This is a genomic window from Streptomyces ureilyticus, assembly GCF_011045025.1.
Classification (GTDB): Bacteria; Actinomycetota; Actinomycetes; order Streptomycetales; family Streptomycetaceae; genus Streptomyces; species Streptomyces ureilyticus.
In genome coordinates, this window is record NZ_JAAKZX010000115.1 from 20,890 (window position 1) to 30,679 (window position 9,790).

At 70.0% G+C, this 9,790-nt stretch carries 10 protein-coding genes and 2 pseudogenes; 5 read left to right on the forward strand and 7 right to left on the reverse strand.

The annotated features are described in order from the left end of the window. Nucleotides 1–92 precede the first annotated feature (92 nt). Complete coding sequence (locus G6048_RS29530) at nucleotides 93–1,796, reverse strand: COG1361 family protein (protein ID WP_165342650.1); 1,704 nt, start codon at nucleotides 1,794–1,796, stop codon at nucleotides 93–95. A gap of 39 nt (nucleotides 1,797–1,835) precedes the next feature. Here G6048_RS29530 and G6048_RS29535 point away from each other — a divergent pair. From G6048_RS29535 to G6048_RS29545, 3 genes and pseudogenes are all read left to right on the forward strand, one after another. Continuing rightward, nucleotides 1,836–2,138 (forward strand): annotated as a pseudogene (locus tag G6048_RS29535) (MFS transporter); the annotation flags it as partial. Between the two features lie 139 nt (nucleotides 2,139–2,277). After that, nucleotides 2,278–2,850, forward strand: a complete 573-nt coding sequence (locus tag G6048_RS29540; RefSeq protein WP_165342651.1) for a GNAT family N-acetyltransferase — start codon at nucleotides 2,278–2,280, stop codon at nucleotides 2,848–2,850. A 47-nt stretch (nucleotides 2,851–2,897) separates the two neighbouring features. After that, nucleotides 2,898–3,383: an SRPBCC family protein gene (locus G6048_RS29545; RefSeq protein WP_165342652.1), complete on the forward strand. Its 486-nt coding sequence runs from the start codon at nucleotides 2,898–2,900 to the stop codon at nucleotides 3,381–3,383. A 37-nt stretch (nucleotides 3,384–3,420) separates the two neighbouring features. Here G6048_RS29545 and G6048_RS29550 read toward each other — a convergent pair whose 3' ends face one another. Both G6048_RS29550 and G6048_RS29555 read right to left on the reverse strand, forming a co-directional pair. Then, nucleotides 3,421–4,149: a cation diffusion facilitator family transporter gene (locus G6048_RS29550; protein WP_165342653.1), complete on the reverse strand. Its 729-nt coding sequence runs from the start codon at nucleotides 4,147–4,149 to the stop codon at nucleotides 3,421–3,423. A 1-nt stretch (nucleotide 4,150) separates the two neighbouring features. Continuing rightward, nucleotides 4,151–4,489: an ArsR/SmtB family transcription factor gene (locus G6048_RS29555; protein ID WP_165342662.1), complete on the reverse strand. Its 339-nt coding sequence runs from the start codon at nucleotides 4,487–4,489 to the stop codon at nucleotides 4,151–4,153. A 216-nt stretch (nucleotides 4,490–4,705) separates the two neighbouring features. Here G6048_RS29555 and G6048_RS29560 point away from each other — a divergent pair, with 216 nt between their 5' ends. Together G6048_RS29560 and G6048_RS29565 are read left to right on the forward strand one after the other, a co-directional pair. Next, nucleotides 4,706–5,062 carry a YciI family protein gene (locus G6048_RS29560; protein WP_165342654.1) on the forward strand — a complete coding sequence of 119 codons (357 nt, stop codon included), beginning with the start codon at nucleotides 4,706–4,708 and terminating at the stop codon, nucleotides 5,060–5,062. 90 nt (nucleotides 5,063–5,152) lie between these two features. After that, entirely contained in the window at nucleotides 5,153–5,386 is a 234-nt protein-coding gene (locus G6048_RS29565; protein WP_165342655.1) for a DUF2277 domain-containing protein, read from the forward strand. A 113-nt stretch (nucleotides 5,387–5,499) separates the two neighbouring features. Here the strand turns inward: G6048_RS29565 and G6048_RS29570 are convergent, their stop codons facing one another. The 4 genes and pseudogenes from G6048_RS29570 to G6048_RS29585 all read right to left on the reverse strand — a co-directional run. Continuing rightward, nucleotides 5,500–6,117: a DedA family protein gene (locus G6048_RS29570; RefSeq protein WP_165342656.1), complete on the reverse strand. Its 618-nt coding sequence runs from the start codon at nucleotides 6,115–6,117 to the stop codon at nucleotides 5,500–5,502. 294 nt (nucleotides 6,118–6,411) lie between these two features. Then, entirely contained in the window at nucleotides 6,412–6,864 is a 453-nt protein-coding gene (locus tag G6048_RS29575; RefSeq protein ID WP_165342657.1) for a DoxX family protein, read from the reverse strand. An 87-nt stretch (nucleotides 6,865–6,951) separates the two neighbouring features. After that, complete coding sequence (locus G6048_RS29580) at nucleotides 6,952–8,898, reverse strand: FAD/NAD(P)-binding protein (RefSeq protein WP_165342658.1); 1,947 nt, start codon at nucleotides 8,896–8,898, stop codon at nucleotides 6,952–6,954. 191 nt (nucleotides 8,899–9,089) lie between these two features. After that, nucleotides 9,090–9,790, reverse strand: a pseudogene (locus G6048_RS29585) (alkaline phosphatase D family protein); the annotation flags it as partial.

Below are 9,790 nucleotides of genomic sequence, written 5' to 3' on the forward strand. Positions count from 1 at the left end.
GCTCCTCACGGGCGTGTCAGACGACCACGGGCGGGCGAGGCCACATGTCATTCGCCGAGAGGGGGACGCGGCTCACGTTCAAACCGCATCCATCAGGAGGTGGGCGGTCGGCCAGAAGAAGCGGCTGCTTTCCTGCGCCGGTGTCTGACGACGAGCAGGACTGCGCCGGTGACGGCCGCGATTCCCGCGCCGGTGGCCCAGCCGCTGACGCCATCGTCCTTGGGCTCGGGCAGAGAGCAGGAGAAGCCACCGTTTTCCGCCACCCGGACGGGAGCCTTGTCGTTGCCCGGCTGGGGGTCCTTGACCGTCCTTGTGCCCGAGACGGCCACACAGCCGGAACGGCTGTCCTTGCTCGTGATGCGCAACTCGAACTCGTAGAAGACTTTTTGGCCGATCCTTTCGGCGAAGTCGGCGAGCTGGATGCAGGTGTAGCTGCGGCCGTTGTGGCCCGGCACGCACACGTTCTCCTCGGCACCGGGATCGTACGGTGCCTGGGTCACCTCGGTACCGGGCGGGGCAATGAACTCGATGGAGGGCCATCCCAACCGAGCGGGACCGTTGTTGCGGTAGCCGATGCGGATGCGGTGCCTGCTGCCCACCTCGCCGCGCACCGATGCACCGAACACCTCGACATCGGCGGTGGTACGGACTGGCACTCGTGTGATCGTCGGCTCCCGGTTCGTGGTGAACGTCCTGCCTTTGCCGTCGGCCGGGTCCCGGGTAAGCGACAGGGGCGCCGCATTCCCCGGCGTGAGACCGGGATCGGGGTTTTCCACGCAGCATGCGCCGCTCGATCCCCTCCCGGCGGTGTGGAAGGGCCATGCCCCATAGGACAGGAATTCGCCCGACGCGTCGCGGGCGGGCTTCACGCGCAGTGCGGGGGTCACCCGCCACGTCTCACCGGGAGCGATGATGGCGTCGGGCAGCATGCACTGGACGGCGCGGCCGGTCTCGCCGTCCCTGGGGTATCGGCAGTTGCTGTGCTGGACGGCCGTGGACAGATAGTCGGTGTCGTCGAAGCGCAAGACGATGCCACGGGCGGGAACATCACCGGTGTTGCGGATGAGGATGGGCACGTTCGTCGTCTGCCCGACAGGCAGGTCGCCGGAGATGGGGCTCTTGCTCACCCGCAGTTCGGGCCACCCGGCGATCATCGTCACGCTACCCCGGACGGCGGGCAGGCCCTCCGGCTTGAGGGCGTAGTGCAGGATGCCGGTGTCCCCGGCCTGCGCCCCCTCTGCGGGGCGGAAATTCAGCAGCTCCCTGGTGTCGGAGTTCAGCCGCACGGAACAGGTGAAGGACGGCGTCCCTGTCGTGCAGTGGTCGATCACCTGTTGGCTGTCCGGTGCGAGGACCGCGACGTTGTCGATTCCCGACGCGTCCACCGTGAGTTCGGCATTCCGTGATGGTCCGTTGTGAGCGAAGGACAGGGGCAGCCACATGTCGGGCCTCGTCTTCTTCGTCGAGTGCAGCGGCATGTGGAAGAACTTCTGCGTGGTGTTACGAGGGCCGTTCTCCGCTGCCGCAGCGTGCTGTCCCACACCGGTGAGTGCGGCCACCAAGAGCAGGACGGCGGCCAACACCCACCGGACGACGACTGCGTGCTGACGCTCCACGGCCCGTTTCGCCAGGGTGCCTGAGGCTCCGCTGGGCACGGCAGGCGCTCCCTCCGTCTGCCGGCTGTTCATTCCGGCGTAGTACATGATCGTGTGCATGTTCAGGTAGAGCGGTCTGGCAGCGAGAAGGGTTGCCTTCTGCCCCTCCGTATCTCCCTGCCGCCGCGTGGTACCTGTCATGAGCGGTCTCGTTTGGGGAGTGCTCGTGGTTCCGAGACCAAGACGGGTATCGACAACGTCCTCGGCGTCACCCTGCGCCAGCACTTGACTCCGGACCCGCTGCTCGGCCGAATGAATGCCACCTTCCGGTTCCTGCTCACCGGGGCCCTGGCCATCGGCTCCGCCCTCGGTGGCCTCGTCGGCCAGGCGGCAGGTGTACGCATGGCAGTCTGGGCGGGCGCGATCTGCCTGGCCGGTGCCTTCCTCCCGGTCTTCTGTTCCCCCGTCCGTACGTTGCGAGAGCTTCCAGTAGCTACCACGCCACCCCGCCGGGCATCAGCGGCGTCCGCCACCGAGGCATGAACCGGCACCCACCCTCATCCTGAAGCTCAGCAAGCGGACAACGGAGACAGCGATGATCGCGAGAGTGGCCGTTTGGGATCCGATGCCGACCGATGTGACTGAGCGGCGGCGGCCCGCACCCCGTGGCATCGTGGGTTCCATGACCATCGAGGTTCGCCCGGCGTCGGTCTTCGAGGACGTACGTGCTGTGGTCGGGCCCAAGTCGCCCGCAGCCAGCGTCTGTTGGTGTCTGAGTTACCGGATCCCGTCCAAGCTCAACAACGAGCTTCGGGGGCCGGCCCGCGGTGAGTACGTCGCCGAGTTGTGCCGCGCCGAGCCGCCTCCGGGAGTGCTCGCCTACGACGGTGATGAGCCGGTCGGCTGGGCCGCCGTGGCACCGCGCTCCGATACGTCCTTCGCACGCAACCGCAAGATCCCGCACGTCGACGACCTGCCGGTCTGGTCGCTGTGGTGCATCCGTGTACGCCCCGGTCACCGGAAGCAGGGGATTTCGCATGCCCTCATCTCCGGTGCGGTCGAGTTCGCGCGCGCCCACGGAGCGCCGGCGATCGAGGCGTACCCGCTCGACAACGGTGAAGCCAAGGTCGACCTGACGATGGCGTACGCCGGAATCCGCAAGAACTTCGAACGCGCCGGGTTCGTCCACGCCGCCGACACCACCTCCGTGCTGGCCGGCCATCCACGGATCCTGATGCGGCTCGACCTGCGCTGACGCGTTCCCAGCCTCTTTGGAGAACGACCCACGGAAGGACCCGACAGATGACCGTCATCAGCGTGGACAAGGACCTCGACCACCTGACCCTCACCCTGATCGCCGACTTCTCCGCACCCGTGGAGCGGGTGTGGCAGCTGTGGGCCGACCCGCGGCAGCTGGAGCGCTGGTGGGGGCCGCCGACCTATCCGGCGACCGTGGAGCAGCACGACCTGAGCCCCGGCGGGGACGTCGGCTACTTCATGACCAGCCCGGAGGGCGAGAGACACCGCGGCTGGTGGCGCGTCACCTCGGTCGACTCGCCTACGTCCCTGGAGTTCACCGACGGCTTCGCCGACCAGGAAGGCAAGCCGATCCCCGACCAGCCGACCACCAACATGCGGGTGAGGCTCACCGAGCGCGCCGACGGCACCCGGATGGAGATGCGCTCGACCTTCGACTCCCGGGAACAGATGGAGGAGTTGGTGAACATGGGAATGGTCGAGGGTCTGCGGGAGGCGGTCGGTCAGATCGACGGCATCCTCGCCGGTTGACGACGGCTTACCGGTTGGCGAAGGGCCGATTCCGTCGTCAGGAGCAGCAGGCTTTGCCGGGCCCGCAGCCGCACGTGTCCGCGTCGGCGTCGGTGTTGGTGGCCTCGGCGTGGCGCACCGCCGCGGTGGCGGGGGCAGCGCAGCAGCCCTTGCCCCGCCAGGCGTCGCGTCCTTCCCTGACCGCGATGCCGGCGATGACGAGGGCGGCGATCGGGTCGGCCCAGGACCAGCCGAGCGTGGCGTTGAGGACCAGGCCGAGCAGGAGGACGGCGGAGAGGTAGGTGCACAGCAAGGTCTGCTTGGAGTCGGCGACCGCGCTGGCGGAGCCCAGTTCGCGGCCCGCACGGCGCTGGGCGGCGGACAGGAAGGGCATGACGGCCAGGGACAGGGCGGCGATCACGATGCCGGGGATGGAGCGTTCCGCCTCGCCGGTGCCGACCAGTGCGCGGACGGCGTCGACGGTGACGTAGAGAGCGAGGACGAAGAAGGAGACGGCGATGATCCGCAGGGTCGTCCGCTCCCGCGCTTCGCGCAGGGCGTGGTCGCGGGCGGAGAACTGCCAGGCGACGGCGGCCGCGGAAGAGACCTCGATGACCGAGTCGAGGCCGAAACCGATCAACGCGGTGGAGGAAGCGAGGGTGCCGGCGGTGAGGGCGGCGACCGCCTCGATCACGTTGTAGATGATCGTCGCCGCGACCAGGAACCGTATGCGCTTCGCCAGCGCGTCGCGGCGGTCCGGGGTCGGGCTGAGGGATATCGCGGTCATCTCAGCAGCAGTCCTTCGCCTCTGCGTCGGGGCAGGTGCGGTCGGTCTCCACGGCGACGACGGCGGTGCGCAGGTCGTCGAGTGCGTGGCCGAGACGTTCGTCGGCGAGTTCGTAGCGGGAACGGCGGCCTTCGGGGACGGCGACGACCAGTCCGCAGTCGCGCAGGCAGGTCAGATGGTTCGACAGGCGCGTACGGGAGATGCCGAGGGTGTCGGCGAGCTCGGACGGGTAGGCGGGAGCATCGCGCAGCGCCAGCAGGAGGCGGCAGCGGATCGGGTCGGCGAGCGCGCGGCCGAAGCGGGCCAGCACCTCGATGTCGGAAGCAAGAGCAACGTTCAGCACATTGACGAAAGTACAGCAAACCCTGGATTCAGAAGATCGTGGATAGTGGGCGGGACTGCTTTGGCTGTGGTTGTGGCTGCTGTGCGTCACGTCGCGTGGGCTTCGGAAAAAGTTTCTCCGGGCAGCTGTCGATTCGGCCGTCGCCCGCTCGACGCAGAGGTGAGAGGCGGGGAGAAGCCCCGTACTCGTCGCCAAGACGACCGAGGAGTCACCATGCCGCGTTTCATGACGCTGGTTCGTATTGAGGAGAACGACGTGCCCGCCGGAGGGCTGGGCCCGGACTTCGATGAGCGGATGGGCGCGCTGCTCGAGGAGATCACCAAGGCCGGGGTCATGCTGGACACCGCCGGCCTCCACCCGACCTCCGAGGGCACCCGGATCACCTGGTCCGGCGGCAAGTTCAGCCAGGTCGACGGCCCGTTCACCGAGACCAAGGAAGTGATCGGGGGCTACTCCATCGCCCAGTGCAAGGACAAGGCCGAGGCCCTGGAGTGGGCCAAGCGCTTCCTCGAGATCCACCCGCCGGAGTTCACGCTCACGGTCGAGGTCCGCGAGATCGCCGAGGGCTGAGCGACTCGGGCCGGTAGCGGCGGTACGCATCCAGAGGCGTACTGCCGCTACCGGCCCCCACAACCCCCGGTCACGCGCGAAACTGGACCCATGTGCCGAAGCATCAAGACTCTCCGCCCGCCCGTGCTCCCCGAAGAGGCCACCGAGGACGACATCCGGGCTGCCGCTCTTCAGTACGTCCGCAAGGTGTCCGGGTTCCGGGCCCCGGCCGCTCACAACCGTGAGGTGTTCGACCGGGCGGTCGACGCGATCGCGGAGGCGACGGCCGAGCTGCTGGACGGGCTCGAGGTCCGGGGTCAGACGGCCGCGCGCCGGGCCGGCTGACTCCGTACGCAGCCCGTACGCACCCTGAACGGGCCCCGTACGCACCCGGACGAGCCCCGTACGCAGCCCGCAGGGGCCGGCCGCGGACGTCTCAGACGCCCGTGCCCGTCTCCTCAGACGCCCGTGCCCGTCTCCGCCACCGGCCGCCGTATCAGATACGCCGCCCCCGCGCCCGCGCCGAACAGCGCGAGCAGCGAAACGCCCGTGGCGAGCCATGTCGTGCCCAGCAGATGGCCGCCGAAGTAGCCGAGGGCGACGCTGTACGCGGCCCAGGCCAGGGCCGCGAGGATCGACCAGGGCAGGAACTCGCGGACGCGGCGCTGGGCGGCGCCCGCGCCGAGTGAGACGAGTGAGCGGCCCGCGGGCGCGAAGCGGGCGACGACGACCAGGGCGCCACCGCCGCGTGCGAGGGCCGCGCCGAGACGTTCCTGCGCGCCGGTGAGGCGGCGGGAGCGGGCGAGGGCCCGGTCCAGGCGCTCGCCGCCGCGCCGGGCAAGGCGGTACGCGATCAGGTCGCCGAGGACCGAGGCGGTGGCCGCGGTGAGGGTCAGCGGCAGGAGGTCCGGTACGTGCCCGGTCGCCGCGCCGGAGCCGGCCGCGGCCGCCGTCGCCGCCGCGATGACGAGGACCCCGCTCGGCAGCACCGGCACGAACACGTCGAACAGCACGGACAAGGCCACCACGGCATAGATCCATGGACTGCCCGTCAGCAGTCCCACACTCTCAAGCACCCGAACTCCCCTGTGTCTCCCCCGTAAGCCCGAACCGTGCCGAGAGCCGCGATGTCGCGGGGGAGCGGCAGGAGCGGCTTGTGACAGCGATACAGCGTACGCGCGGGGTCGGAGAGGAGATCCACAGGGGGCGCGTTTGATCGCTACACCACGTTCACCCGGTCGCCACGGTGCCGTTGGGACGGGCCGCCTGATACGACGACGGCGCCCGCCCCCGGTGCGACAGGGGCGGGCGCCGTTTTCGTACGCCTTGCGTGCTGCGGTACTGCCTGCTGCGGTACGCCGGTTCGGGCGTCAGGCCGCGACGGGCTCCGAGGTTCGGCTGCTCGTCGTGGATGACGAGGTGCGCCGCGAGAAGAGCCGGTCGAGGCCGAGCGCGCCCGAGCCGGTGAAGACCAGCAGGAACATCGACCAGCAGAACATGGCCGCGCCTTCACCCTGGTTCTCGATCGGGAAGAGCGCCTGCGGCTGGTGGACCTTGAAGTACGCGTAGGCCATGGCGCCCGAGGCGATGAACGCCGCGAACCGGGTGCCGAGGCCGAGCAGGACCAGGCTGCCGCCTACGAGCTCGATGACGGCCGCGTATCCGTTCGGCCAGGTGGTCGGCTCTACGGTGCCGCCCTTGCCGTCGGCGCCGCCGAACTCGCCGAAGAGCGACATGACGCCGTGGCAGGTGAAGAGCAGACCGATGACGATGCGGAACAGGCCGATGGCGTACGGCTGGGCGCTGTTTAAGCGTCCGGTCATGGTGGGGAACTCCTTCGGTCTGGTGCGGTTTTGGGGGGGACCGCTGTTGGGGACGTAAACCGAGCGAGTGATCGACGGTAGGCTAGCCTAATCGATTGTTGCAAGTTCAACTTTCGGTCGGATTTCGGCCGCGTCTTCCGGCGTCGCCGCAGTTGAGACAGCCCGCAGCACCGCCCGCGCCACTGCGTCCGCATCCGAGAGTGTGACCGAGTCCACGCCCGGCCTGACTCCCGCCGCGGTCACCCAGTGCACGCCCTCCGTGGGCACGCCGAGCGCGAACCGCCGCGGATGCGGCTGGCCTCCGCGGTCGATCAGACGGTACGGGCGCGGTGTTACGTCCAGTCCTCCGGTTTCGTAACCGTCCGCCGTGTGCGGCCGGCACTGCCCCGTCTTCAGCAGCCGGGCGAGCAAGTCGTCGGCGGTGCGCCGCAGTTCCGGTTCCGGCAGCCGTGCCTCGACGAGGGTGGTCGTCCGGACCGTCGAGCCGGGCACGTCAGGGGAGTGCGCCACCCACGCCCCGTCCTCTTCCCGCACCTCCAGACGCGGGCCGAGCACCTCCAGGACGCCCGCCTCGATGAGCGCGATCATCTCCTCGATGCGACGCCGGGGCGGCCCGATCGACAGGAACGCGTTGAGCGGCGTGTACCAGCGGTCCAGGTGTTCCCGCCGTGAGGCGCCCGCGAGCCCGCCGTGGTCGACGATCAGCCGCACCTCGTTGCGCAGGTCGCGCAGCACGTCGAGGGCCGCCTTGAGGGGGCCGTCGACATTGCCGAGCGCCGCCTGCTCGGCGTCCTCGCGCAGATATCCGAGCAGCCAACTCCGGAAGCCCTGCGGGTCGTTGAAGGCCTGTCCCGCGTACGGGCGCGAAATGCGGTCCCAGGACCAGCGGTCGGGCTCCGCGATGCCGAACTCGTCGAGGAGGAGGGGCTCTTGGGGGTCGCGGTGGGGAATGGCGAGAAAACGCTCACGGAAGTCCCGTACGGTCGCCGCCTCGCCCCATGCCGAAGTCTCGCCCCGCCCCAACAGCGCCTCGTAGTAGACCGTTTCGACCTCCTTCGCGACCAACGGCCATATCTCCGCGAGGAAGTCGGGCGCGTCACCCGAGTCCGCGCGCTTGCGGAAGGCGGAGATGACGTCCGGAGTGAGGACGAGCGGGAGGTGACGGCCGTACGGGCCCTTCGCGTTGTCGCCGCGGGCCTGGTACGGGACGCCGCGCCGGGAACCCGCGTACAGGCGCGGCTCACGGCCCGACGGGACGTAACGCAGGCCGCCTTGCGGCGCCCGGAGGAAACGGCCGCCGCGGCCCGTCGTCAACAGGGCCATGTGGTCGAAGAAGTTGAGGCCCAGGCCGCGCAGCAGGACGGGTTCGCCGGAGGCGAGCGGGGAGAGGTCGACGTCGGCCGGGTTGGCGGGCGGGATGTGGCGCAGGCCGTGGCGGTCGGCGTACTCGGCGAGGCGCTGCTGGGTCCGGTCCGCGACCGTCGGCAGGTGGCCCTGGGCGAGGACCACGGCGGTGAGGTCGTGCAGGATGCGGCCGTTGTCGAGTACGAGTCGCTGGTGGCCGTCGGGTGCGTCGTCGAGCCGTATCGCACGGGCCTGGTGCGTCTCGACGCGGACCGACGGGGGTGCCCCGCGCACGACTTCGGCGAAGACCCACTCCAGGTAGTGGCCGTACTGGGCGCGGGTCGGGTACTCGTCCGGGTCCAGCTCGCCGCCGGCCCAGTCGTGCAGGCTCGGGCCCGGGCGGATGGGGCCCGAGCAGTCCACGCTGTCGTCGGTGAAGAGGGTCACCTGGGAGGACACGGTGTTCATCAGCAGCTCGGCCGGCTGGCCGGTCCGCCAGACGCGCCCCGGACCGGGCGGCGAGGGGTCCACGACGTGAACCGTCAGACGCGCGCCGGGCGCCAGGAGCTCGGGCGCGGAGGCACAGAGGCGCTCCAGGACGCTGGTACCGCGCGGGCCGGCTCCGACCAAGGCGACGGAGACCTCTGCGGGCCCGGTGCTCGCCGGCGGTTCCGCGGTCGCTGCAGACAAAAGTGTGACTCCCGGGCATCTGAGGCGCTATGCGGCAAACCGCCCACTGGAAGCGGACGGTCCGCATCATCATGCCGTCGTACGGCACGTGAGCCGAGCCCTGGAGCGGATCATCGACGCCCGGTGTGGGATGCCTCACGAGCATCAGGGGCAACAGAAGCGAAACACGGGCAACGTTCGCCGAGGATGAGTTATGGGGTGAGCTCGGACTCGACGACCGTCCGCAGCCGGGCGCCGCCGCCCTTCTCCGCCCGCGCCTGGTCGAGCCGCAGGCGGGCCGAGCGGCCGCGCAGGGTCAGCGTCATCAGCTGGTTCCCGAACCAGGGGCCGCCCGTTCTGCGCCAGTCGATCGGCGGCTTCGGGACGCCGCCGTGTCCGGCGAAGCGGCGGCCGAGGGCTCGGCCCACTCTGCTCCAGCCGAAGTGAAAGCCGAGTTTGATGGACATCGGGATGGAGTTGTGGACGGGGGAGCAGGTCAGTTGCAGCACCCGCGCGTCGGGCCCGGAGGCGCCCTTGGGCCACGAGGGTTCGGCGATGTACGCATGGTGCACGTCCCCGGACAGCACGCACACCGTCGCGGGCGCCTCGGGCCCTGCCCCCACCTCAGCGACGAGCGAGGCCAGCGCGTCGAACGACGCCGGAAACGCCGACCAGTGCTCCAGATCGGCCCGCCGCCGCAGATCCTCCCCGAACCGCGCCCACCGCTCCCCACGCTCCCCACGGCACAACGCGGCGTTCCACGCCTCGGCGTCGTGCACGAGGTGGGGGAGCAGCCACGGGAGGGACGTACCAAGGAGGAGGTGGTCGTAGGGGGCGCCCCTGGCACGGTCGCCTGCTGCTCCTCGACCGCACCGATGCCGGGGAGTCCACCGGCCATGGCTCGTCGCTCCCG

Coding starts and splice junctions, on each gene's coding strand:
- G6048_RS29530 (WP_165342650.1), bottom strand. CDS start 1,796: ATGACAGGTACCACGCGGCGGCAGGGAGATACGGAGGGGCAGAAGGCA.
- G6048_RS29540 (WP_165342651.1), top strand. CDS start 2,278: ATGACCATCGAGGTTCGCCCGGCGTCGGTCTTCGAGGACGTACGTGCT.
- G6048_RS29545 (WP_165342652.1), top strand. CDS start 2,898: ATGACCGTCATCAGCGTGGACAAGGACCTCGACCACCTGACCCTCACC.
- G6048_RS29550 (WP_165342653.1), bottom strand. CDS start 4,149: ATGACCGCGATATCCCTCAGCCCGACCCCGGACCGCCGCGACGCGCTG.
- G6048_RS29560 (WP_165342654.1), top strand. CDS start 4,706: ATGCCGCGTTTCATGACGCTGGTTCGTATTGAGGAGAACGACGTGCCC.
- G6048_RS29565 (WP_165342655.1), top strand. CDS start 5,153: ATGTGCCGAAGCATCAAGACTCTCCGCCCGCCCGTGCTCCCCGAAGAG.
- G6048_RS29575 (WP_165342657.1), bottom strand. CDS start 6,864: ATGACCGGACGCTTAAACAGCGCCCAGCCGTACGCCATCGGCCTGTTC.